This window comes from Halodesulfovibrio marinisediminis DSM 17456 (assembly GCF_900129975.1).
In the GTDB taxonomy this organism is placed as follows: domain Bacteria; phylum Desulfobacterota; class Desulfovibrionia; order Desulfovibrionales; family Desulfovibrionaceae; genus Halodesulfovibrio; species Halodesulfovibrio marinisediminis.
Map to the genome: position 1 here is coordinate 589,191 of NZ_FSRG01000006.1, position 25,572 is coordinate 614,762.

Genomic DNA, 25,572 nt, shown 5'->3' on the forward strand with positions numbered 1-25,572 from the left:
CAAAAGCCCCCTCGCATATCCATTATGTAGGCGAGGGGGCTTTAATCATTGAAATTCATTCTACTTGGTCTCCAACGAAAGCTGCTCCGTTTAAAGCGCATCAAGCTGAATCAAAATCTCTGAAGGTTCAAGCCGAACGGTATAGTCCGTATCCAAAAACGTGTACAAGATGGTACTGTCAGTATCTATAATATAGACAGCAGGAATAGGCAGTTCCCATTTTGCATTTCCATTGGCTTTTTCAAGATTGATGTTGAAGCCTTTGTATACCTCACACAAATCTTCATCCAAGGAAAAGACTATTCCGAACTGACGCGCAACGCCGTTATCTGGGTCTGTCAGCACCTCAAACGGAATAACACGTTTTTCTTCCTCTGACAGAGAGTCATCCGGTAGCTGCGGAGAAATGGCGACCAAGACTGCTCCGCGCGCTTCGATTTCTTGTTGAACATCACGTAATGCCTTCAACTGAAGGTTACAGTATGGTCACCACCCGCCCCTATAGAAGCAGATAACCAAACGTTTTGCCTTACGCAATTTTGTAGAATCAACAGGAACACCCTGAACATTTTTCAAAACAAAGTCAGGAGCACGGTCTCCTACGTGTTTGGCATTATCAAGAATACCTGAGTCCTTTAACAGCTGTGCAGAATTGTTCATGGTATCCTGCACTGACTGGAGAGCCATTCTTGTAAATTCTTCTCTTACTGCGGCAAGCTTATCTGATAATCTTTCTACCATATCTTTGTCCCGTTTCACTTACTATGCCTTACTATAACGGATTAATTGCGTTCCGATATCGTAACACGTCATAGAGTTCATTCAGATTCTCAACCGTTATGGTCGGCTCTATGCCCCATGGGTCAAATACACTGGAGGCTGAACGACGAATCCAAGCCGCCTGTAAACCAGCTACCTTTGCTCCAATCACATCAAACGGATTGGAAGAAATAAGCCAGATCTTGTGTAGTTCCGGTGTAATAGTTAAAAATGCATCGTCTTGCATTTCAGGCTCAGCATCCTCAAGACCAGATTCTACGTAGTGCAGACACTGCCGATCCTGCACATTCAGATCAACTATCCGTTTTTTCTCAAGTACGGATGAATTTTCATCCAAGCATGTACCACTATTAGAATGAAATTGCGTAATATATTCTACAAGATATCTATACGCAATGCGCGACGGCTTATACATCTTAATAGAATCCACACTCACAATATCCTGCACATATGAACGTAATCCTGCATAAGATAAAGCCGCATCGACATCATCCGCTGTACCATTACTAAATACAAAACATTCGGCATCGGTAAAGGCGAATTTAGGTAGTGCAATCTTGGCGTCCTCAAATGCAGGTAAGGCTACGTGACGGAGAAAAAGGGCTTCTTTTTCCTCACTTGTAAAGCAAACGCGAAACTCCTCGCAGGTATATTCAAAGGCATACCGCATACACTGCGAAAACGGTTCATACCGTCGCATAAGCCCCATCCGGTACGAATACTCAAGCTGCTTATTTCGCCATTGGCTGGCAAAAAAAGCAGCACATTCGCCCAACTTTATCTCAAGCAATGCGGTTACATCCGCAGTGTCCACAAGCGTTCCATATACATCAAAAACAAGGGTATGCATCTCTACTCCTGCCTGACCTTACTCTTTACTTCTATTTTTAAGAGTACCACAGGGACACCTGCTCAGCGATACCTTTATCCCACTAGGCCACAATTACAGCTTACGTCGCAGTAATTCCTGCACCGCTCTTCCCAAATCTTGTAGCTCAAAAGGCTTAAGTAATACCTTTCGAATACCGTTCTGACCTTCTTTAATAGAATCAATTGCATCGGAGTATCCAGAACATAGGATTATTGGAAGATCAGGACGTATTATATGAACAGCGGTCGCCAGTTTATCCCCAGTCAGTTTCGGCATGGTTTGATCAGTTATCAGTAAGTCAATCGAATACGGATTATCCCGAAACGCACCGAGGGCTTCAGCTGAATCATTATATGGCCTGACATCGTATCCCAAATCTTCCAATGCTGCTGAATACACCTTCACAAGGTCTTCTTCATCATCCACTAACATTATACTTCCTTCACCTTCCGTGAGAGGCACGGCTGTAGGTATTTCTCCTTCTTCCTCACCTTTGCTGTACGGAATAAGGACAGTAAAACGAGTTCCTACCCCTTCACTACTTTCAACAGAAATATGACCACGCATACTGGTAATGATGCCATGCACCATGGAAAGGCCCATACCAGTCCCTTCACCTTTCGGCTTTGTAGTGAAAAACGGATCAAAAATACGTCGAACATGATGCGCAGGAATGCCCTCACCTGTATCCTCAACAACTAGAGAAACATACCTCCCCCTCGACAACCCCATAAGCCGGGCTGTTCCGGCAAGCAGCTGTATGCTGGATATTGAAATAGTCAGGATTCCCCCGTTGGTACGCATGGCATATCCAGCGTTTGTTCCAAGGTTCATCACGACCTGATGCAATTGGCTGGCATCCGCCATAACCGTACAGCCATCGGCAAGCTTACTTTTTATCTCAATAGTAGAAGGAAGGGAGGGACGAAGGAGCTGTAAGACTTCCTTCACCATTGCCGAGACATCTACAAGTACCTTCTCTGGTTTTCTACGACGGGAAAAAACAAGAATTTGATGCACCATTGCCCGTGCACGCTCTGCCACTTGCTGGATGCGTTCCAAATTTGTGTGAGCACGACTTCCTTTTTCGGTGGATGGCAAAGCAAGCTCAGCATACCCTGAAATCGCGGCAATAATGTTATTGAAATCATGAGCAATACCACCAGCAAGCGTTCCTAGCTCTTCAAGCTTCTGGCTTTGCTTAAGATGTTCTTCCATCTTGCGTTGCTCGGTAACATCACGAATCAACTCGACAATATTTATTAGCGCACCTGTTTCATCAAATACCGGAGTCGCAGTAACTTCGGCAGAAATCTCTTCACCGTTCTTCTTCACATAAACGGTCTCACCACGCCACACTCCACCGCTGCGCAACACTTTCCATAACTCTTCAAAAAATTCCTGCGGATGTTGTTTCGCTCGCAGCATAGAGATATGTCTTCCCAGCATTTCCTCTTCTGTATATTGCGTTAGATTCAACAGAGAGGCATTCACATATTCCAAAATCCCATCTGTATCTAAAATAAAGATACCATCTTCAGCCTGATCAAGCGCTGCCAGAAAACGAGTTCTATCTTTAAGCTCACGCTTTAACTCTCTAGTTCGTTCATTAACCCGTAACCGCAAGGTTCTGTTCCAAAAAATGATTCCCACAAATGCAAGAAGCGTAAAGGAAACAATGCTAACAATTATGTACCAGATAAAACGGTTAGAAAAGAAAGCCGACAAGTAATCCTGCTGCAAATGAACCCAGCGCTTCAGAATACGTTCCCGCTCAACCGGTGTAATGTTATCCAGCGCTTTCTGAAAAATGTCCGCAAGAATGGGCATGTCTGAACGCACCCCCATACGGTAATACAAGCGGTAGTCGGTATATCCTGCTACACGCAGGTTAGTGATTCCTTTATCTTCAATAAAATAACTTGCTTGAGGTAGAGAAATGATAGTTGCATCAATTTCATTGAATGAAACATGCAGTAGCGCGGCTAGATAGTTGTATGTGGTCTGTATATGAATATCCGGATAAAACTTTTCCACATAAGAAAGAACGTCATACCCCTTCGGCAGTGCCAGCCCCATTTTCTTTTCACTTATAACAGATAAGGAGAGCGGCTCCTTACCACTCCTGTTCGCCAGAATAGCTGTAGACAATTCAAGATAGGGATTTGTAAAAAGCATAGCATCAGTACTTGCGGGATTCCCTGCAAATGCCGCAATAACATCAACTCTCCGTTGCTTAGCAAGCCAAAGTAATTCCTGCATGTTAGCCGGCTCAACAACCTCAAACTCTATATTCAATTCTTCCGCAACACGATGCACGTAATCTGCAACCATTCCCTGATATTCACCCTGTGCATCAACGAACTCAAGCGGGCGTGTGTCAGGCGTGACAGCCAACACTAATGGACGATCCAGCCTTCCCAACCATTCTCGTTCCATTTCAGATAATGGATCTGTAAGACGTGTATTCTCATAAAAATACCAATATACCGGAAGAGTTGCACACAACGGCAGCAGTAAAAAAAGCACCAGATATACTGGGCTCGACTTTCGTAAGGAAGACAAGAATTCATTAATCATAACAAGATATTTTGTATAAATGTTATTAATATTGCATACTGAAAGTTAAGACTACTTTAATGACTGCACCATGCACTTCCATTTTTCACTTTTGTACTTTTACACCCTATACCGTATTATATTTGAGTGAGTTGATTAATGTAGCGCCACTGTTTACTAAAGCATGTCTTTACTGGCAGCATATTCCATATCTATCTTACGAAGAGATTTTGTACTCCCATGCCTTTTTTGCTTCTTTTTATAACGCTATTTAGTGGTTGAACAAAGCTGGAGTCGTGATGTTTCGTATTTTAATTATTGACGATGACCCAAACATTTCCAACATCATATCCCAACTGGCGGAAGACAGCGGGTTTGAGTCCTCCATTGCCAGCAATTTAACTGATGGTATTGCCACGCTGGAAAAGAAATCATTCGACCTGGTGTTTCTTGATGTACGCCTTCCGGACGGAAGCGGAATAAGTGCCTTACCACGCATTCGCTCTTCAAAAGGACAACCAGACGTTATCATCATCACCGGTGCAGGCGACCCTGACGGAGCAGAACTGGCAATTCAAAACGGCGCATGGGACTACATAGAGAAGGGAAGCAGCTTAAAACAAATTACTTTTTCAATGGAACGAGCCCTCAAATTCAGAGAGAGAAACAAGGAGTGGTCTGAGCGCATCATTAAAAGGGATTCACTTATAGGTGACAGCCCCGCTCTGCAGTCTGTTTTGGAAAACATTTCCGTTGCAGCCACTGGTGATGCAAGTGTTTTGATTACAGGTGAAACAGGTACAGGGAAGGAAGTTGTTGCACGCACCGTTCATGAAAACAGCAGCCGTGCAGAGGGCCCTTTTGTGGTGCTGGACTGTGCCTCCATTCCAGAAAACCTTGTGGAAGGTGAACTCTTCGGACACATCAAAGGTTCATTCACCGGAGCCACTACCACCCAGAAAGGGGTTATCGAACAAGCTGACGGCGGCACTCTCTTTCTAGATGAGGTTGGCGAACTCCCGCTTCCTACCCAATCCGCATTCCTGCGCGTATTACAAGAAAAACGCTACCGTCCGATCGGTTCCACATCTGAAAAGACAAGCAACTTCCGCCTTGTTGCTGCAACAAACCGGAATCTTGAAAAAATGTGCGAAGAAGGCACGTTTAGAACCGACTTATACTACCGACTAAAATCCTGTTCCATGGAAATACCTCCCCTTCGAAATCGTCTTGAGGACGTTCCCGCTCTTACAAAATTCCACACAAAACGTCTTTGTGCCAAATACAGCACATCCACCAAAAGACTTTCAAAAGAACTTATCACGACACTTATGCATTATGAGTGGCCAGGCAACGTACGAGAACTAGTGCAAACACTTGAACGCATCATCATGCGTGCAAAAGGCGAGTCAACACTCTATCCGGAACATCTGCCTGTGGACATCCGTGCACGTGCCGCAGGTAAGATGCTGCGCCCTATTGGGGAAGAAACTCCGCTTGCAGAACAAAATGATTCCAGCATTCTTACACCAGTCCCTGCGGAGGCTCTCTCATCACTCTTCAGTGGAGAATTCCCTTCTTTCAAGTTATTCCGCACAACCTGCATTGCTCAAATTGAAAAGGTTTATCTCGAGAACCTTATCCGACAAGCTAACGGTTCTATTAAGGAAGCCTGTAAACTTTCTGGTCTGTCACGTACCCGTTTATATGTTCTCATGAAAGAGCATGACATCTCCAGATAAAGCACATGTAATCCGCAAGTGAATATAAACAAATGATTGATGTTCACTTTTACAAAACATTCTGACTGATTACGCAAACAACTCAATCCTCCATCCCTCTCCATCTTCACATCATCCGGTAAACAAAGATAAGCTCTGCTGTGCAGAAATCAGTAACTCCTTCCTTTACGCTTAACTGCTGAGCAACCATTCAATTCCTTGTGCTACCCAAAATAACTTTGACCTTATGATCAAAGAAACAAGTTTACAATAACAATCCTAAATAAAACATATAGATAACTCATCTACCCAATAAAAAAACATACTGCATGTACTGTTTTTATGAACACCCACTTTACCCTGTCCCGTTTTTGTGAACATTCCAATATGCATTTTCATTCACTTTTGCAGGACAAAAAGAGCGGTTAAATTAATAACCACTCTAAAAGATGATTTTTTCTACATATGGCACACTCTACGCATAAAGTGGGCGTGAGCTGTGATGCTCGCGTGGGAGGAAGGACTCTGAAGTGGATCAGAGTTCGATCAATAAATTCTAGGAGTTACTGTAATGAAACGTTTTGCAGCACTTATGCTATGTTTTGCAGCTGCCCTTGGTCTTACCGCATGTTCCGGCGGCGAAGAGCAACCAGCAAGCAAGAAAGACGAAAAAGTTGTTCTCAAACTCGCAACCCAGCATCCAATTGAGCATATGGCTCAAAAATCTGCTGAACGCATTAAAGCTCGCATTGAAAAAGAAACAAACGGCCGCATCGAAATTAAAATTTACCCAGCTAACCAGCTTGGTGATGCTAGCCAGTTGTATGAAGAAGTTATCCGCGGTTCTATCGACATCGCGCACATCACCGTACCGGACCAGTTTGACGCTCGTCTCGGTGTTGGCTTCCTTCCATATATTGCACGTGACTACGAACAGGCTCGTAAGGTTTACGATAAAAACGCCTTCCTTCCAAAAGAAATGGCAAAAATGCACGACGCTCTTGGCGTTAAATTCCTCGGCTACTACGGTGAAGGTTTCATCGGCGTAGGTACTGTTAAGCCGCTTGAAAACGCTAACGAACCTGGCAAAGAAAAAGGCTTCATGATCCGTGTACCAGGTCTTGATGTATTTAAATTCGGCGCAGAAGAACTCGGCTTCCGTACTTCTTCCCTACCTTACACAGATGTTTACTCCGCATTGCAGACCGGTGTTGTTGACGGTTGGCTCGGTGGTCCTCCAAACCTGAACTACCTCGGCTTCCGCGACGTAATTAAGTACTACTACCAGTACAACGTTAACTTCGAGTCTACCCAGTACGTAATGAACAAGAAGACTTTCGAAGGCATGTCTGCTGAAGATCAGAAAATTGTTGAATCCGCATTCAGCGACGAGTCCCAGAACTCCTTCCTCATGGCTGAAAGCGAAGACGAAATGTACCGTAAAAAGCTTGCTGAAGCAGGCATTGAAGTAATTATGTTTACCACTCAGGAACTCGAACAGATGGCAGACTATGTACGTGCAAAAGCATGGCCTCGCCTTGAACAAAACCTCACTCCTGAGCTGCTCAACGGTATTAAAGCCTCTTACAACGAATAAGAGCAAACCAGTTCTAAACCTACACGGCGGTGCGGAATTCCGCACCGCCGACTTCCTGAGTTGCTCAAGGGATACTTACTATGACTAAATCACTGCTAAATGCTCTTAGCATTCCATGGATTGGGCTTGGCCTTTTCCAAAAATTCGTAATGGCAAGCACCAGCATCATTATTGTTGCTATGATCTGCTATACCATTGTGATCCGCTATGTCTTCGGCTCTGACTTTTACGGTTCAGAAGAACTTATCTCTATGCTTGCCTTCTGGCTCTATTTTATGGGTGCCGCACAGGGAAGCCGTGAAAAAAGCCAAATTTCAGCAGACCTGCTCTCCTGCTACATTAGAAATGATTTTATAAGAGGCGCTGTTCTTCTTTTAAAAGATGCCATTACCTGTGGTATCTGCCTTCTCTTTACCTACTGGGCGCTGCAATTTGTTGCATGGGCTTTTGTCATGCATCCAAAGTCCCCTGTATTCCGTCTGCCAATGCTTATTCCACAATCCGCAGTCGGTCTGGGCTTTGTTCTCATGTCTTTGTACCACGTAGTATACTTTGTACAGGACCTTATCGCTTTCATTAAAGGCGAAAGATTCGGCTGCACGGGGGATTTTTAAATGTCTATAACTATCGCAATTGCAATCGGTATTCTGGTATTCACACTGTTCATTGGTGTACCAATTCCGTTTGCGTTCTTCAGCTCTGCTGCGTTCTTAATTTTTCAGGGTGGCTACGATCCTAGCTTCCTACTGCCATACGGCTTTGCTAAAATGAACTCTGTTGTTCTTCTCACTATTCCGCTCTTCATTATGGCGGGTGGTGTAATGGACAAAGGGGGCATCGGTGACAAACTAATCGATGTTGTTGACGTTATTGCCGGTCGCATCCGCGGTGGGCTTGGCGTAGTATGTGTTATTACATGTGCTATCTTCGGTGCAGTATCCGGTTCTTCTTCCGCAACCGTATCCTGTATCGGTTCCATCATGATGCCTAAGCTCAAACGTGCAGGCTACCCTACCGGACATGCTGCGGCGCTCCTCGCAAGCTCCGGCGTACTTGGTATCCTTATCCCACCATCTATGCTTATGATTCTCTATGCATGGATGGGTAACCAGTCCGTACTTGCTTGCTTCCTCGCAGCATTTGTTCCGGGTGTTATCCTTACAACCTTGCTCAGCCTTGTTAACCTGTACTTGCTGCGCAACAACAAAAACATTCAAGTTGCTGACCACGGCGACCTTGCCACTACCGGCAAACTTTTTATTAAAAAAGGTGCAAAAGCATCTCCTGCTCTTATGATGCCTGTAATTATCCTCGGCGGTATTTACGGCGGTATCATGACCCCTACAGAAGCAGCTGCTGCTGCGGTTCTGTACGCGATTCCAGTTGCACTCTTCGTATACCGTGGCCTTAAAGCTCGTGACCTGATGAAGACTCTCATTGAGTCCGCAACTACTACAGGTGTTATTATGGCTATGACCTTCGCGGTTATGATCCTTTCCCGCCTGTACATTATGGAAGATCTTCCAACTCAGGTAATGGATGTTTTAACTTCCGTATCCGAAAACAAGTATGTCATCCTTATGATGATCAACGTATTCATGCTCATCATGGGTATGCTTATGGACGACGTTTCCGGTGTACTTCTGGGCACACCGCTATTGCTGCCACTAGTAACACAACTTGGTGTTGATCCTATTCACTTTGCAGCTATCATGGGTGTTAACCTCGGTATGGGTAACGTTACCCCGCCAACTGCGCCACTGCTCTACCTTTCCGGTCGAATCTCCGGTGCACGTGTAAACACCATGCTCAAACCGACCATCATTCTCATTCTTTTTGCATGGCTGCCAACACTGCTTATTACAACTTATATTCCTGAAGTATCCCTCTGGCTCGTTAATCTGGCCATGAATTAAGGAGAGTAATCCTCATGCAGAGCATAAAAGAACTCTACCGAATTGGTCTTGGTCCTTCCTCATCACACACAATGGGACCAAAGTTTGCCGCAGAGCGTTTTCTCGCTGCACATCCCAATGCTGCAAGCTACCGAGTCCACCTGTTTGAAAGCATGGGTGCCACAGGTAAAGGGCACCTTACAGACTGGGCAATCCTTCAGGTTCTCGGTGAGGAACGGACAGAGATCGTATGGCGTCCGGACGACAAACTTCCAGACCATCCGAACGGAATGATCTTTGAAGCTCTGGATACAGACGGTAATGTAACAGCAGACTACACCGTCTACTCTGTAGGTGGTGGAGCGTTACGCGAATCAGGAAAAGAAGATGAAGCCACGGAAGCAGTTTATGACCTAACCACCATGGCTGACATCATGAAGTATTGTTCTGACAAGGGTCTTACATACTGGGAATACGTTGAGCAACGAGAAGGGAAAGACATCTGGGATTTCCTGAAAGAAATCTGGAAAGTCATGTCCTCTGCTATTGAAAATGGGCTCACCAATCAGGGCGTACTCCCTGGTTCCATCGGACTACGACGTCAAGCATGGAACTACTATAAGAAAAGCAAACTTGCCGGAAAAGAACTCCAGCATACAGGGCTTGTAACAGCATATGCGCTTGCTGTGTCTGAAGAAAACGCCGGTGGTGGAACAATTGTTACAGCACCGACATGTGGCTCCTGCGGCATTGTACCAGCAGTCCTGCGCTACATTAAGGAAAAGCATGATTCAACAGAAAAAGACATCCTGCGTGCACTTGCAACAGCTGGCCTTTTTGGCAACGTCATCAAGCACAACGGCTCCATTTCCGGTGCCGAGGTTGGCTGTCAGGGCGAAGTAGGTTCAGCCTGTTCCATGGCGGCAGCAGCTGCTACACAGCTACTGGGTGGCTCAATCAAGCAAATTGAGTACGCTGCTGAAATGGGGCTTGAACATCACCTCGGTCTGACCTGCGACCCTGTTGACGGACTGGTTCAGATTCCTTGCATTGAACGTAACGCATGCGCTGCAACACGTGCTCTTTCTCTCGCGGAAATGACGCTCTTCTCAGACGGTACCCATCATATTCCGTTTGATGAAGTGGTGGCAGTCATGACCCAAACAGGCCATGACCTCCCAAGCCTCTACCGCGAAACATCTACAGGAGGTCTTGCCGTAGCTTACGCAGACAGAAAGTCATCACCGTGCAAAGACTGCCCAGGCTGCAGTTAGAACTAGCCCACCTTCTTATATTTGCAGATTGGCGGTACCAGTATAACACCTGTCCGTAAGTGTTCATCGCTACGGACAAACTGGACACCGTGAGAGCAACAATCTGCTTGCCTAAGGCATATAGAGCACCGTAAAGGCGCCATCGGTATCATCCCTCCGATGGCGCCTTTACACGTTTATTGAACCTATAATTCTCAAATATAATGATAAGAAAACTGGCAATAAAACTTTGCCTTCTTAGTTCCGACAATTAGTACACAGGCTCTTAAACACGAATGAGACCGGTGATGGTGCACCGGTCTCCCCCATTGGCTCACTCTACGTTGCGAGAAGAGTTAGCTTTCAGCCCCTTGCATGGGCATGAATTGGTATCAACGTAAGCCTGTTGAGCTTACATTAAGATCATTCGTGTAGCCTTTTTATGCAATTCGGCATTGTCATCTATTCCTGCTAAAAAACAGTGAATCTCTCACTGCATTAGTACCACTCTACAGTGAAACTGCCGAACCAAGGCAAACAAATTTGTTAAAAAAATATGTAAGAACTAAAATGAAATACTATTTTTCTTCAAAAATGTTATTTTTGCTGCAATTCCTGTTTAGCCTTATCCTTTTAGAATAGTCAACACCCACAAACGTCTTCTTTATTCAAAAAGCAGGCATAACTTTACTTAAAAACATCAAACAGCAGTATTAACACCTTGGTTAATCTTCACTTTCCCCCCAAAGCGACTGCTTGTATTTTTTTAACCTTTTTGTAATTTTTTTATAACACACAAAAAAAGCCCACCTTTCAGTGGGCTTTTCTTTTTTTCTGGCAACCTAATGGCATCACTGTTCGCTGCTACGAACAATTGTATTGTCTGTTTATTCGTTTTCTAATTCAAGCTGGACACTGGCATACACATTGGAGACATTCTTTTCATCAAGCCAACGCACAACACCTGTCTCCACGTCATACATTCCACCAATGATTTTTACACCACCGTTGGCGTACTTATCACGGACGAGCTTACTTTTCATAAACAAATCATGCAGTCCCTGCCAGATGTTCTGCTCAACAGAAGCATCAAGGACACTCTGACCATTCAAGTCTTCTTCTCTATTAAGAACGTTCAGAACAGCAGGTCTGATTTTTGCAATTATTGCGTTAATACTAGGGGTTAGCTCATCAGCTTTTCCATACAACTTATCAATTGTTGTTTGCACTGCACCACATTTCGTATGCCCAAGGAATACCAACAGTGGAGTCGCTACGACTCCTACGCCATATTCTATTGAACCTGCTTGATCGACACCGATGACGTTACCGGCAGTACGGACAACAAAAGCATCCATTATTCCGACATCAAATATACGTTCAACAGGCATACGGGAGTCTGAACAGGCAACAAAAGTCGCAATTGCATGGTAGGTCTGATCGAGCGCCTTTGCCATAATTGTCTGCTCATAGCTCGAGCGTGGGTGTCCCGATTCGTTTGCAACGAATCGCTGATTCCCCTCTTGCAAGGCCTTGAGCGCGCTTTCTGGAGTTCTATCGCGCATATTCGCCCTCGCTTCATTTATTGTGAAACACATTAAACAACAACCTGCCAATATATAGCACAATGTTTTTTGCATACAGCCCTCTTGCGGTTATCACAGCATGACAAACTAACTCCAACCCTCTTCCTCAGGAGCCAGAATGCCTGTTGTCCACAAGTCTTAGTATGCAAAAGTCCGTAGTGATACCCTTATGATTAATAGTACGCAACCACCAACTACTCATTTGGCTAATGGGTTGTATGCCACAGGACATAAAAAAAGCGTCCTTCACGTGAAGGACGCTTTACTAAGCTTCTCTACTTAGAAAGTGAGCCCCGGTAATTCGAGGTACACCTTATAACTATCATCAAACGGTGTAAACTTTGCTTTGAAGATCAACCTAAAACATTGATGATCATAAATCAAAGAATAACTTTGCTCATAAGTCTCTTTTTTCTCAAAATCATACTCGTAGTAGGCTGCAAGCTTAATTGGAGCAAAAAAGTCTACTGTAAGACTATTCTTCCAAACATTAAGATCAGTTAAGCCTGTTCCAGCAAAATCTTTATTTTTATCAAGATTACTTCTGAAATCCACACCGGTTGAAAATACGCCATATTTAGGTGCGGTCAAAGTTAACGTATGGTCATGACGATTAATCTGGTGGTCATAATATGAGAAGAAGGTACGAGAAGAAAATGAAACATATTTCCAAGGATAGAAGCGCAGTTCTCCCTCCAAATCGCTCCAAGGACGGCGTTCATATTTTTTCTTTTCTATCAGCTTATCTTCGTCACGTTTTGCTTCTTCAAAGTCATAAGACTGAAGCATTCGGAACCAAAGTAACTCACCATATAAAGCCTTAAGAGATGGATCGATGCCCTTTTCTTCATTGCCAGCAAGCACAACTGCTTGCTTTTTGGTAAGAATATTTACCAAAGAAACAGTTAACTCGTCTTCATTACCCAAACGATCTACATAATCGTAATAAGGAGTATCGCTTAAGTTACTTCCAGAAACATGACGATACTCAAAACGTGGCTGAACAGCATGTTTAATACCTAGAAGTTCTGTCTCACCAACGTTTTCCTTAGTCGCAACCAATGTAGGCTCATAGTTGTATACTCGAGCTAGCTCTGTATAACCGGAAACGCCAAATTTGAAGAGCGTACGGGAATCTCTACTATCATCACCGGTTGCACCAGGTAACGGATCGCGATTTGTATTATACCATACCTGCTGCATTCCAACTTCAGGAGTAATTGTACCGTAAGAAGTAACCATAGGAAGACCGAGCATTGGCATAATATCAGTACGGTTACCATCGGTACCTTCCCGACGAGCAAACAACACAGACTGAAAGTCTGTTGCAAGGGTAAATGGCACCTGCTCTAAGCCCGGAATTCTGTTTTTAAACAAGTATGCATCAAATTCTGGTAAACGCTGAAGCGTAGTATCGGTTGAGTGCTTTTGATTACCATGCCCCAATTTACTATTCTGGTTATACTCACCGACAAGAGCAGTACCAAAACGGTTCCAATCACGGGTAAGAATTGCACGAGATGTACGAATAGGATCACTAATACTATTTAAAGAGCGACCAAAACGACTTTCCAACGCTCCCTGAGAATCATCAAAGCCAGCAGTCATTGGATTAAACTCTCTCAACAAATCCTGATCTGATGCGTAATCAATATCGGCCTTAAATTTCCATTTAGGATCAGGGAGCTCGCCGTTAAACATACCACGAACCCAGTAGCGGTTTTCATTTGTGCGCAACAACCCGTCGTAACCAAAGTCTTTAGACTCAGCTATAGTATCTACTGTTTTTGCATCATTAATCCAGTCCGCACGAACCCATAACTGGTTCTCACTGGAGGTACGGGAACGGTATTCAATCCCCGGCATAAATCCACGTTTACTCATATACTGAGGGTAGAACGTCATATCACGTTCCTGATCAATGGCCCAGTAATATGGCTCCGTTACCCAGAACCCCAGACGAGTAGTGCTACCAAAGTCAGGACGGAGAAAGCCTGATTCACGTCGGGTCTTTACAGGAAGAACAAAGTAAGGAACCCCGAACACAGGGACGTCCTTAATTTCGACATCTGCACCATGAATAACCGCATAGCCTTCAAGCTCAAGGGTCGCATTGGAGGTTTCCAAAGACCAAGCAGGTCTTTCACCATCACAAACAGTTATCTTAGCATTATTAAATGTATATGAATCGCCCCAGTTCTTCTGAATACGCTCGCCGGTAAAATATACATGAGGTCCTGCCATGAAGACTTTACCATTCTTCAACCAGCCTGTCTTTTTACCCAGATCAAACTCAGCGTTTTCCGCGCTCAGGTTGTCATTATTCATGAACACTTCAACATTACCAGATAAGTACACCCAGTTTGTCGCGGCGTAGTACCGGGCAAAGTCAGCTTTCAGGTAATCCTTACCTTGTCTAAGAACAACGTCCCCTTCAGCTTCAATGACTTCGGCGTCATTAAGCGTGGATACCTTCTGAGCGGATAACTGCCATTCAACAGCTTCCTGATCTTCATTTGTCGCTGTAAGCGTTGCACTCTCGGCTGTGACAGCCAACATTGTGAAAGTACATACAAAAAAGACTACAACAGCTTTGCGAAGCGATATTAACATACATTTTTCCCAACGATTTCAGATAGAAAACTAGAACTTTTTAACAACTACTACTGAGACTATGTACAACAGCATTAACGCTATACCACAGCTTAACATGCAGGGAAAGCATATAAAATAAGCGATATCACCATCCAAACCTTGCGTCTCACGGCCTACTACGGACTGAAAGGAAATCGGTTCAACATGACAAAACTCATAGCCCTCTTGACCAATATCTTTGTTGATAAATTAACAGACTTTCTCATGCTCATCGGGTGACAAATATAGCACCATCTGCTATCGTCTCGATCACATATTTAAGTTGACAGAAGCAATGCACTGCTTTATTAACCCTCGTTCTGCCTTGCTCACCCTTTTGTAGATGGGCGGGCCAACAGTCCATAAGGAGATTGGAATGAGAAAATTCGAAACACTTTTGCTTCTCTCCCCAGAGTTAGCAAGTGATGCTCGCGAAGAACTGCTGAGCACTCTTACTGGTGTTATCGAGCGCGTTGAAGGCAACGTACTCGAAGCTGACCACTGGGGCATGCGTGACCTCGCATACCCAGTACAGAAATTTATGCGCGGCTACTACGTTCGTCTTGAGTTTGAAGCTCCTGGCACCGCTGTTGCCGAACTTGAGCGTATCATCCGTATTACCGATGGTATCTTCAAGTACGTAACTGTTAAGCTTGAGGAGGCAAAATAAGATGGCTTTTAAAAGACGTTTTACTCCACGCCGTAAATTCTGCCGCTTCTGTGCAGATAAAGATCTTCCGTTGAACTACAAGCGTCCGGACATCCTCCGTGACTTTATCACCGAACGTGGTAAAATCATCGCTCGTCGTATCACCGGCACCTGTGCTTTCCACCAGCGCGCTCTCACTCGTGAGATCAAACGCTCCCGTCAGATGGCACTCCTCGTATTCACTTCCACTCACGCAAGTGAAGTGAAAAAGAAAAGCACCTTATAGGAGGATTGGTCATGAAACTTATTCTCCGCGCTGACGTAGAGAACCTTGGCGTTCTTGGCGATATCGTAGAAGTTAAAGCTGGTTACGGCCGTAACTACCTTGTACCTCAGGGTCTTGCTATGGTTGCAACTCCATCTAACATGAAAGTTTTTGAGCTCGAGCGTAAAAAACTTACTGACCAGATGGAAAAAGTTCGTAGCGAAGCTCAGTCTCTGGCAGAAAAACTCGAAGCAGCTGACGTTTCCATCGAAGTTCGTGTTGGTGAAAACGACAAGCTCTACGGTTCTGTTACCGCTAGCAACATCGCTGATGCACTTGCTGAACTCGGTCTCGAAATTGACCGTCGTCGCATCCTTCTCGACGCTCCAATCCGCGTTCTCGGCGACTACACTGTTCGTGTACGTCTCCACGCTGGTGTTGTAGCTGAAGTTAAGGTTGCAATTAAAGCTGAAGGCCGCATCATCGAAGAAGAAGCTCCTGTAGAAGAAAATGACGCAGAATCCACCGTGGAATCCGCAGAAGAATCCGCAGAATAGCTTTAATACCGATACCTTCGCCCATCAGGGCGAAGGTTCGGTTTCCGATGCATTTGAAAATGTATCGGACGAATTGCTGCGCAATGTTCCCCCTCACAGTATCGAAGCAGAACAGGCTGTGCTTGGGGGTATTTTTTTGCGTGCGGACGCTCTTAACACCCTTGTAGACATCGTCACAGAAGACGATTTCTATGCCCCTGCCCATAAAATTCTCTTTGGCGCCATGATGGAGCTCCACCGGCAAAGCATTGCCGTTGACCCTGTTACGATCGGTCAATACCTGCGCGACAAAAGCCTGCTTGAACAAGTTGGCGGTGCAGTATACATCGGCGAACTCGTAAACTCCATCATCAGTGCAGCAAACGCTGAGCACTACGCCAAAATTGTTCGCGACAAATCCTTACAACGCAACCTGATCACCTCCTGCTCAGACATTATCGGAAAGTGTTACGATCAGGGGACCGAAGTCGACAAACTTCTGGATGAATCCGAACAAGCTATTTTTGCAATTTCCGAGCGAACCTCCGGTCAAACTTTTATTGATTCTAAAACACTCATCAACCGTGTGTTTGACCAGCTTTCTGTCCGTATTGACAGCAAGGATCTCGTAACCGGTGTTACGACTGGTTTTTACAACCTCGACAAAATGACCGCAGGCTTGCAGCCTACTGATCTCATCATTATTGCAGCACGTCCTTCAATGGGTAAGACAGCGTTCACCCTTAACCTTGCTGTAAACGCAGCGTTGGAAGGCAATACTCCTGTTGTGTTCTATTCCCTTGAGATGGGTATGGAACAGCTCATGGTTCGTATGCTGGCTACCGTCGCCGGTGTAGACATGAACAAGCTCAGAACTGGCCGAGGCATTGATAATGATGACTGGGGACGCCTGCATTACGCAGCAGACGTACTGGGTAAAGCACCAATTTACATTGATGACACCCCATCCCTTTCTACTCTTGATCTTCGTGCACGTACTCGTCGATTAAAAGCAGAGAAAAATATTGGAATGGTTGTTGTCGACTACTTGCAGCTCATGCGATCAAGCCGCAAAACCGACTCTCGAGAATTGGAAATTTCCGATATCTCCCGAAACCTAAAGGCACTGGCGAAAGAACTAAATATTCCTGTTGTCGCGCTGTCTCAGCTTAACCGTAAGGTTGAAGAACGTGCAGACAAACGCCCAATGCTTTCTGACCTTCGTGAATCCGGCGCGATCGAACAGGATGCTGACGTTATTATGTTCATCTACCGTGATGCTGTGTACAACAAAAAAGAAGATCGTGCAGAAATTCATTCAGCTGAAATCATTATCGGTAAACAGCGTAACGGCTCTGTAGGCACAGCACAGCTTCAGTACAACGGACAGTTTACACGATTTGAAAACCCTACTGATCTGTATCCGTCTGAAGAAATTCCAGAAGACGTTGGCATGTAAGGTCCCTGCGACAGTACATAACATTTTGCGTATAACGACCGGTGCATCTTGATGCATCGGTCTTTTTTTATCCTTACGCACAAGCAGTTGCCAAGCTATCAACAACCTCGGTATGATAATACAATAATCTAAAAACATACAACAAAGAGGCATTGCATTATAATTTATACCGAATATACTTCATAAAAATGGCATACAGTTTGTTTTTGGCCTACTTGAAAAGATTCAGGATCTATCATGCTCGGAATACGTGAACTCTACGCCTCACTCACCATTACAGCTTTGGTATCGACAGCCACAGTCTTTTGGCTCTACTTCAGCCGTTTTTCAACACGCGGGGTTCTTTGGTGGGTTATCTCCATGTCCTGCTATCTTCTTTGTCTTATATTAATGACACTCCGCGGTATTATCCCTCCCTTCTTTTCTGAGTTTATTGCTAATATTGCCGCAACCGCAGGCTATGTCTGCTTCTGGTTCGCTATCCGCCTTTTTTTCAACCGCCCGTTAACCCGGAACATATGGGGATGCGGTTTATTCCTTACTCTGCTCATTACAGTTGCTTCAGGAATTGCTCTATATGATTCAGAACTCGTCACGGGAAAAGTGCTCATCATAGGCATTAACTACTCGACAATTAACATCTTCACTGCCTATGAATTACTACGTAACGCCCATCGTTCGAATGCTGCGAAGGTCCTTGCCGCAATCAACATCATAAATGCAGTTATTATCAACTTACGAGGTTTCCATATTGTCCAAACAGCAAGCTTCAATACCTACTTCACAACAGGCTGGACAACTTCCGCCTATGTTCTCTGGACAAACTTAAGCCTGCTCATCACAACGCTCGGCCTCATGATGCTCATTGTAGAAGACCTGCATTCCAAGCTCGCACGTCAGGCAATGGAGGATCCGCTCACAGGACTATTTAACCGCAGGGCACTCACCTCTATCACCCCTGAAGAATTTTCTGAGTTAAAAAATAACAAGATGCCATTGGGACTACTCATGTTGGATATTGATCATTTCAAAGCAGTTAATGATACGTATGGCCATACAACTGGCGACGCCTTACTCAAACAATTTGCCGATGAAGTTTCCAGTTGCCTACGCTCAACAGACACGCTTTACCGCATCGGCGGTGAGGAATTCCTCATAATCGCCCCAAACGCATCAATAACTAATCTTCAAGCACTTGGAGAACGAATCCGAAACCATATTGAACAAACGCCGCTAGTTATAACTGAAGGAACTATCTATCATACAGTAAGTATCGGCTGTGCCATCTCCTATAAGAAAGACATGTGCTTGAACGCGATTCTTGAACGCGCTGATACGGCATTATACTCTGCCAAAGCACTTGGGAGGAATAAGGTCATAATTCCCGAAGTAGCCGTTTAATCGAATCAAAAAAAATGCCCCGATATACATCGGGGCATTTTTATTATCTCTTATAACTGTCTTTATTGCTTCGTAGGCTCTTCATCAAGAAGCAATGCCAACGGAACAAATGGTCCGAGCGGAATCAAATCAAAATCAATCAATCCAGCCTGTACTAACGGCATTTTATCAATAAGATTCCGTGCTTCTTCCATAGAAGGTGCTTCCAGCACCAACACAGTACCGGAACGATCCTGACGGAAATACATTTCGCGAACCACATCAGCAAGATACATCTTCACTGTATGGTTCACTTCTTTCATAAATGTTTCTTTAACCTTATCCGGAGTCGCATCCGGCATCACTTTATCAATTGCAAGAATCTTCATTTCCTTCTCCTTTCTAACACGCTGTAAGCAGTCCTTGCAGCAGGTACAATTCGGTACAGCATTCTGCCAACATATCTCTACCGTTCTGTAACGAGACTGCGCCTACGAAGCCTGACAAGATACACTATCTGTCAATAATTGCGCTGCTTCGAAAATAATCAGCTCTCAAGGAGTACGAAATTTTCTATCGCATCTCAATCAATTTATGATGATACGTGACTTTCAGGTGATTCAGTTCGGGCAATAGGACAAAAGTACCCTTCATTTTTATGCAATACGCTAAAACACTTGTTACAGCTTATACATTCTGCCCGTCTCAAATCTCCTGAAGACCAGCGTTTCAATAAATCTGGTTCCCGCAAAAGCGGTCTACTCATAGATACAAAATCAATCAGCCCTTCTGAAAGCAATCCGTTCGCTACACTGAAACTACGGATACCACCCACAAGCATTATAGGGAGCTTAGTACGGTCTCTGACTACACGAGTTGCCTCCCGATACCAAGCCTCCTTTGAAGGAGTATCAAAACGCCCTATCCGCACTGACGACGTTGTCGGGCCATTGGTAAGAAGACCGCCGCTGATTTCAACAGCATCCAAACCAATCATCTCCAGCCCTTGAATAATGCTGGCGCTGTCCTCAAGCAAAAGCCCACCCTCGATATAATCTTCACAGTTGATCTTCATCATAACAGGATACTTGTCCCCAACAACATATCGGATGGCTTCATACACACGCACCAGCGGACGGATACGATTTTCAAGGGAACCACCATACATATCTGTACGCTTATTGATATGAGGAGACAGAAACTGGCTCAAACCATATCCATGCGCCGCATGAATCTGCACCCCGTCAAAGCCAGCCGCTACAGCTCTAGCGGCAGCCTGCTGAAACGAGTAGACCATGAAATCGATATCGTTTTCTGTCATTTCCTGACAGCTTTCTCCATCCCTTCGAACAAACGGGCTAGGCCCAAGAGCAGGCATTCCGGTTATAGCCTGTGCAGCCTGCCCACCGGCATGAGCAAGTTGTGCAACAATGAGTCCGTCACGGTCATGAACTTTTTGTACCATTGAACGCAGGCCCTTAATGTATTCATCTCCATAAATGGCCAACTGACGCTCACCGGCACGACCCTGTTCCGCTACAAAAATATGACCTGTAATGATCATGCCAACACCACCATCAATCAGCTCAAGCATTACATTCTCAAGCGCAGGCGTTACAAAACCTTCAGTGGATGCAAGGCCTTCCCAGGTAGCAGAACGGACCAATCGATTCGGTACCGTCATCCCATTAATCGTCAACTTGTCGTACAGCATCGTTCCCCCAATTATCATTAAAATTGCGTACAGCAGGGTACCTCACTCTATAGCCGATATATTCGTATCGAATCAACAACTCTAGTTCTTAATTATAAAAAAAGCCACAAACACAGTTTCCTGCACTTGCGGCTAGCAAATATCACTTCAAAGTCAGTGATGACGCACTACACTTCTTCAGCATGTAAATATTTTCTTGAACGTTGTAACCAGCCTTCGCCGGAATACAACGCAAGGGCACTCCATATAAACATAAAGGTAAACAGATGCCCCATGGTGAAAGGTTCGTTAAAGAGAAATACTCCCTGTAGGAATGCCAAACTCGGCGCGATGTATTGGAGCAAACCAAGAGTTGTGAGACGCAGCCTGCATGCTGCATAAGCAAACCACATAAGTGGCAAAGAAGTAATGATACCTGCACCCAAAAGGTACATATCTGTCAAACGGTCAACATGCAGGAACGAAGCGGTACCCTGCAATTCAAGGTTGCCAAGATAAAAGAGCACGAACGGAACAAGCAGTACTGTTTCGAACATCAAGCCCGCAAGAGATTCCACTGCGGCAAGCTTTCTCAACAATCCATACAGACCAAACGACACCGCCAGAACAAGGGAAACCCATGGAAGCTGTCCAACCATAATGAGCTGAGTTCCTACACCTGCAACAGCAAGAAATACCGCACAGAGTTGGATGGGCCTGATAGTGTCTTTGAAAACAATAACTCCAAGCAACATACTTACTAAAGGAGTTATGTAATATCCAAGACTTGTCTGCAGAACCATTCCGCTGTTAACAGCCCAAATATACAGTCCCCAGTTACCGCCAACAAGAAGACCGCTCATTGTAAGGAGCAACATTGTCTTTTTAGAAGAAAAAATTGCCTTGAACGTACCCCAGCTGGAACGCACGGAAAGCATAATCCCAACAAAAAATAATGACCATAAAATCCTATGGCATAACACTTCAAATGCAGGTACGTGCGCAACCTGTTTCCAGTATACAGGTGCCATACCCCAAAAAACAAACGCGCAGATGGCCGCTATTGCCCCTGCCTTGCCTTGGTCATCATCGTACACAATGTTATCCTTTAACATGTACCGAAGGTACATTCATAAAAAAAGCGGGAGCATAGGCTCCCGCAACATCTTGCGTTATAGTCCTATCCAAAAGACTTTTCAAAGAGCTCTTTGATTGCTCTTTTACCATTTTCTTCGAGGAAACGAGTACCAGTTGCTGTGAAATGACGATGAGAGATTGTTGGTGTTTCCACCTCTACCCACTCAGTTTTTTCCCAGCGGAACCAAGCATTCTTCGCTTGCCCGAATACATACAGAGGCTTGTTACAAATTTTTGCAAACTCAGCACCCCAACCAGTGCCGCCTTTCACTGTATTGTCATCCTGAATAACACCCACAACATAAACTTCATGTCCGCTGGAAACCTGCCAGCAGATAGACTGAAGCACTTTGCGGAACAACGGCGCTACTGAATAAGAACGACTCATCAAGCGGGACACGTAGGTAAGACTTACGTCCTTAAGGGCCAGCTCATCAGCGGTCAACACACGCAAGCCTCTGCTGCGTTCAATTTTGTGCCCGTCAAAGCTGTAGTTAACTTCTTGAAGCCCGTACTTTTCTGCAAGTTCACCAAAGTATGCTTCCGTGCCTCGTGCACCACCACTGTACAGAATATATTCTGAAGGATTCGCCATTGTGAGACCTCTCTGGGTTGGATTAAAGAAACTACGCATCCCACGCAAAATCACTTACGGGACACGCTATGCAAAAACAGGTGCTTCGTAATTAGATTACTATCTAAGAGCGTTGGCTTTTACAAGCAATTTTGCAGATTGACACATCTGAACCATCGTGCACTACAGTATTTCAGAAACTGAAAGCTGCTTCCGCAGGTATCGGCTAAACCAGTGCAAATCACCTGCCGTTAACGGTGCAAGCGGAGAGGATACATTCAGTGTAGTAAAAAGCGCACCAGATGACTGAACAATCTCAACGTGTCCCTTCCCCGGTCGTGGGACTGCTATACATATCGCTTCAATATCTCGTCGTTCAAGCATAACAGAAGCAAATTCCTTCCCGAAAAACGAAGAACCGTAACATACGGTTTCTCCATCCCAGACAATAAACCCTTTGCCTGTTAATGCGCAAATAAGCCGCCAAAGAATCCTGTATGCGAAAAAACCACAGACAAAAAGCAATATGCCCCCAGCAATAACATTGCCTTCTCCCTTTACGACTTTCCAGACGCCGAATCCACCACCGTAAAGCATCCCTAACACAGCAAAAACCATCAGGACGATATACAAATTCCCTGGAGAAAATGTCCATGAAAATCCTTTTCGCCCACCAACTGAAAACGCCTGCAGTGCCGAATCATCCGGCAAACATTCTTCAACATCTGTCATGATAGGTTCATATTCCGTCCGTGCGGTACGGGAAAAGCCAATCCCGGCATGATCTTCAATGGCAAAACCGGTCACTTCAGCAATTCTCAACGCGATAGCAGCAAGGTCTGGCCCAAGAACAGACCTATCCAATGTTTCGTAGCCTGAGGTTCGTAACACCAAATCCAAATGATATGGATAACGCCCTTTACTATTCTCGCCCGGTTCAAAACCCGGCTCCACAAGTTCACCATTTGTATTTCGTCGTGTCAGCCTTAATGCTGCAACCAAACCAAACGGAATGGCATACACATCATTCTTTCGTCTTCCGACAAAATATATACAATTATCAGCTACACTTACTTCTATTGTCCGCTGCTGACGTCGCAAAATCATACCAATGGTCATGCATACTAAACTCACATAAAAAACTGCAAAGCGGGTCAGCGTGATGCCATTCATCAAGATCCCAATAAAGCCGAGACAAAGTGCACACCCGACCAACGCACCAACGGCAGTCTGCTGTTCCACCGAGGGTACCAGCCGCAAAGTGGACGAAGATTTTCTTTCTACAGTAGTTAGACTCATACTACACTAATAACCTGCTGCAATACATACAGCAATTACATTGTTCCATACTTTCTAGTCGTCCACCATATACAGCAAGGGCGGCTCTGTTTACACAGAACCGCCCAATGTATGTGGTCATACCGCACACGTTGCCCTCAACTGCGCCGGATTCCTTCCGGCCTATTCAGCCCCCTGATATGCTGGTATTCGTCTCATCACGAATCCAAAGTATGGAGAGTTCAGGGGGCTTTTCCCCTCTAAAATCAAAACTATCTTAAATAGCACAACCATATTTTGAAACATGCATACGAAACATACTGCAATAAACTATTTCAACACTATTTATGAAATATGGCGCACATTATCTTCTAAAAAATATCTCTATTAATTTTTTAAATAAGAACTTTCTTTTTCAACGTTTTTCTATATTCAACTGCAAAAAAGAAAAAAGAAAGTTTGTTTTCCTTATTATCGTTTAAATAAGGCAGTAAATAAGACATATATCTATTTTTTACACTTTAGAATAACAAGAACCACAGCACTACACATATTAAATAGTGCTTATACAACATGTAATCAGAATCTATTGCATAGCTTTAATGCCTATCACATAAAAAAACGCTTTTACAAAGCAGATATACAATCTCATACTTCATAAAAGCGTTTTGAAAGCAAAATAAGAAATAATGGTTAACGGCTGGAATATATCTCCCGATATACATTACGTAATTCTTTTGCCCATGCAGACAAATCAAAGCCCTTAGGCCCCCCCATAAAGACAGGAGCACGCCCGTATTGATTTAACTGAGCAGCATACGCCGGAATCAGCCATCGTCCTGCCCTACTGGATGCAGCAATATACACCTGAGCCAACCTTCGATATTGATCACGAGTATATGCAGGCTGGGGTATCAACGAATCATGCGTTTTTATCGCATCAACCGCATTGGAGCGAACAGGCTGAATAAGTCCCACATGCAGGAAGCGCCCCTTTGCCTTAGCACCAGTATCACGAGCTTCAAAATATGTAGACCGCAACGGCTGAAAGAAATCAATCAAAGTTGTAGAATTTCCATCCCGCCCAATTAACACATGCCAGCGTCGCCCAAACTGACGTAAATCATTAATGTGTGGGGAAATATTTATATCAGGAGTAAATGTCCGTGTCCCAAAATTTGGTCCATCAGAATCATGTATTGCAAAAAAAAAGGCATTTTCTCCGCGTGCACGGGACACCCTCACATTCAGAGCCCCCCCAAGTTCTTCATCACGTAAGCCATGCTCTACAAAATAGGCTTCTACAGCCTCACGTGAAAAATCAAACTCACGCCCAACCAATTCATCCAGTGTTGAAGGCAGCCCTTCTTCAAGACCTCCCACAACACCGTTTGTACGTACTGTAGGAGTCAAACACAACGTCTGCTGAACAGCATCACCGCTAAACTGCATTCTCCCAGCATCCCAATAACAGTTGGTAACTGCCAACACTACCGAAGGGATAAGCAACAGCCATGCGCTTATCCAAATACTCATCGTACTGATCCTCATGCCTCAATGTTCCTCTTCATAATCTAACAGAGGGAACATACCCCCAATACATACAACAGCTGCTATTCAGTCACAGTAAACCAAACTGCTTTTCCCATGTTCTTTGCATAACAAATTAACTAAATCAATTAAACTGGTTAGACTACTTCATCAG

The 25,572-nt window shown here is 44.6% G+C and carries 21 protein-coding genes and 1 pseudogene; 10 read left to right on the forward strand and 12 right to left on the reverse strand.

All coding sequences use genetic code 11. The annotated features are described in order from the left end of the window. Positions 1-90 precede the first annotated feature (90 nt). From BUR09_RS16590 to BUR09_RS13880, 4 genes and pseudogenes are all read right to left on the reverse strand, one after another. Positions 91-474 (reverse strand): annotated as a pseudogene (locus BUR09_RS16590) (redoxin domain-containing protein); the annotation flags it as partial. A 12-nt stretch (positions 475-486) separates the two neighbouring features. After that, on the reverse strand, positions 487-741 hold the full coding sequence (locus BUR09_RS17165; RefSeq protein WP_084539499.1) for a redoxin domain-containing protein: 255 nt from the start codon (positions 739-741) through the stop codon (positions 487-489). Between the two features lie 31 nt (positions 742-772). Then, positions 773-1,630: an HAD-IA family hydrolase gene (locus BUR09_RS13875; RefSeq protein ID WP_074217531.1), complete on the reverse strand. Its 858-nt coding sequence runs from the start codon at positions 1,628-1,630 to the stop codon at positions 773-775. A 93-nt stretch (positions 1,631-1,723) separates the two neighbouring features. Then, positions 1,724-4,180, reverse strand: coding sequence for a PAS domain-containing protein (locus tag BUR09_RS13880; protein ID WP_245796738.1), 2,457 nt, complete (start codon positions 4,178-4,180; stop codon positions 1,724-1,726). Between the two features lie 329 nt (positions 4,181-4,509). Here BUR09_RS13880 and BUR09_RS13885 point away from each other — a divergent pair, with 329 nt between their 5' ends. The 5 genes from BUR09_RS13885 (at position 4,510) to BUR09_RS13905 (ending at position 10,697) form a co-directional block, all read left to right on the forward strand. Continuing rightward, the gene (locus tag BUR09_RS13885; protein WP_074217533.1) at positions 4,510-5,952 is read left to right on the forward strand and encodes a sigma-54-dependent transcriptional regulator; all 1,443 of its coding nucleotides are present in this window, start codon (positions 4,510-4,512) and stop codon (positions 5,950-5,952) included. Positions 5,953-6,502: 550 nt separating this feature from the next. Then, positions 6,503-7,528 (forward strand): TRAP transporter substrate-binding protein DctP, encoded by a 1,026-nt coding sequence (dctP, locus tag BUR09_RS13890; protein ID WP_074217534.1) that lies wholly within the window; start codon positions 6,503-6,505, stop codon positions 7,526-7,528. 80 nt (positions 7,529-7,608) lie between these two features. Further along, positions 7,609-8,142, forward strand: a complete 534-nt coding sequence (locus tag BUR09_RS13895) for a TRAP transporter small permease (protein ID WP_074217535.1) — start codon at positions 7,609-7,611, stop codon at positions 8,140-8,142. Beyond that, on the forward strand, positions 8,143-9,444 hold the full coding sequence (locus tag BUR09_RS13900; protein ID WP_074217536.1) for a TRAP transporter large permease: 1,302 nt from the start codon (positions 8,143-8,145) through the stop codon (positions 9,442-9,444). It begins immediately after the preceding gene. 14 nt (positions 9,445-9,458) lie between these two features. After that, positions 9,459-10,697 (forward strand): L-serine ammonia-lyase, encoded by a 1,239-nt coding sequence (locus BUR09_RS13905; protein WP_074217537.1) that lies wholly within the window; start codon positions 9,459-9,461, stop codon positions 10,695-10,697. A gap of 866 nt (positions 10,698-11,563) precedes the next feature. Here BUR09_RS13905 and BUR09_RS13910 read toward each other — a convergent pair. Together BUR09_RS13910 and BUR09_RS13915 are read right to left on the reverse strand one after the other, a co-directional pair. Then, positions 11,564-12,241 (reverse strand): carbonic anhydrase, encoded by a 678-nt coding sequence (locus BUR09_RS13910; RefSeq protein ID WP_175566040.1) that lies wholly within the window; start codon positions 12,239-12,241, stop codon positions 11,564-11,566. 300 nt (positions 12,242-12,541) lie between these two features. Then, positions 12,542-14,875 carry an LPS-assembly protein LptD gene (locus tag BUR09_RS13915; RefSeq protein WP_084539501.1) on the reverse strand — a complete coding sequence of 778 codons (2,334 nt, stop codon included), beginning with the start codon at positions 14,873-14,875 and terminating at the stop codon, positions 12,542-12,544. A 397-nt stretch (positions 14,876-15,272) separates the two neighbouring features. On the opposite strand from BUR09_RS13915, the gene rpsF reads away from it, so the two are divergent. The 5 genes from rpsF (at position 15,273) to BUR09_RS13940 (ending at position 19,206) form a co-directional block, all read left to right on the forward strand. After that, the gene (gene rpsF, locus BUR09_RS13920) at positions 15,273-15,566 is read left to right on the forward strand and encodes a 30S ribosomal protein S6 (RefSeq protein WP_019999352.1); all 294 of its coding nucleotides are present in this window, start codon (positions 15,273-15,275) and stop codon (positions 15,564-15,566) included. 1 nt (position 15,567) lies between these two features. Further along, the gene (rpsR, locus tag BUR09_RS13925) at positions 15,568-15,831 is read left to right on the forward strand and encodes a 30S ribosomal protein S18 (RefSeq protein ID WP_019999353.1); all 264 of its coding nucleotides are present in this window, start codon (positions 15,568-15,570) and stop codon (positions 15,829-15,831) included. Positions 15,832-15,842: 11 nt separating this feature from the next. Further along, complete coding sequence (rplI, locus tag BUR09_RS13930; protein WP_074217539.1) at positions 15,843-16,367, forward strand: 50S ribosomal protein L9; 525 nt, start codon at positions 15,843-15,845, stop codon at positions 16,365-16,367. Next, positions 16,321-17,805, forward strand: a complete 1,485-nt coding sequence (gene dnaB / locus BUR09_RS13935) for a replicative DNA helicase (RefSeq protein ID WP_139296852.1) — start codon at positions 16,321-16,323, stop codon at positions 17,803-17,805. The genes rplI and dnaB overlap by 47 nt, the downstream gene beginning before the upstream one ends. Before the next feature lie 237 nt (positions 17,806-18,042). After that, positions 18,043-19,206: a GGDEF domain-containing protein gene (locus BUR09_RS13940; protein ID WP_074217540.1), complete on the forward strand. Its 1,164-nt coding sequence runs from the start codon at positions 18,043-18,045 to the stop codon at positions 19,204-19,206. Between the two features lie 62 nt (positions 19,207-19,268). On the opposite strand, the gene BUR09_RS13945 is transcribed toward BUR09_RS13940, so the two are convergent. The 6 genes from BUR09_RS13945 to BUR09_RS13970 all read right to left on the reverse strand — a co-directional run bounded on the left by BUR09_RS13945 (position 19,269) and on the right by BUR09_RS13970 (position 25,403). Beyond that, positions 19,269-19,574, reverse strand: coding sequence for a YciI family protein (locus BUR09_RS13945; protein ID WP_074217541.1), 306 nt, complete (start codon positions 19,572-19,574; stop codon positions 19,269-19,271). Positions 19,575-19,777: 203 nt separating this feature from the next. After that, entirely contained in the window at positions 19,778-20,899 is a 1,122-nt protein-coding gene (locus tag BUR09_RS13950) for an NADH:flavin oxidoreductase (protein WP_074217542.1), read from the reverse strand. Positions 20,900-21,066: 167 nt separating this feature from the next. Then, positions 21,067-21,975, reverse strand: a complete 909-nt coding sequence (rarD, locus tag BUR09_RS13955; protein WP_139296853.1) for an EamA family transporter RarD — start codon at positions 21,973-21,975, stop codon at positions 21,067-21,069. Positions 21,976-22,058: 83 nt separating this feature from the next. Beyond that, positions 22,059-22,610 carry a hypothetical protein gene (locus BUR09_RS13960; protein ID WP_074217543.1) on the reverse strand — a complete coding sequence of 184 codons (552 nt, stop codon included), beginning with the start codon at positions 22,608-22,610 and terminating at the stop codon, positions 22,059-22,061. A 162-nt stretch (positions 22,611-22,772) separates the two neighbouring features. Continuing rightward, complete coding sequence (locus BUR09_RS13965) at positions 22,773-23,831, reverse strand: hypothetical protein (RefSeq protein ID WP_074217544.1); 1,059 nt, start codon at positions 23,829-23,831, stop codon at positions 22,773-22,775. A 729-nt stretch (positions 23,832-24,560) separates the two neighbouring features. Next, the gene (locus BUR09_RS13970) at positions 24,561-25,403 is read right to left on the reverse strand and encodes a hypothetical protein (protein WP_074217545.1); all 843 of its coding nucleotides are present in this window, start codon (positions 25,401-25,403) and stop codon (positions 24,561-24,563) included. Positions 25,404-25,572 lie beyond the last annotated feature (169 nt).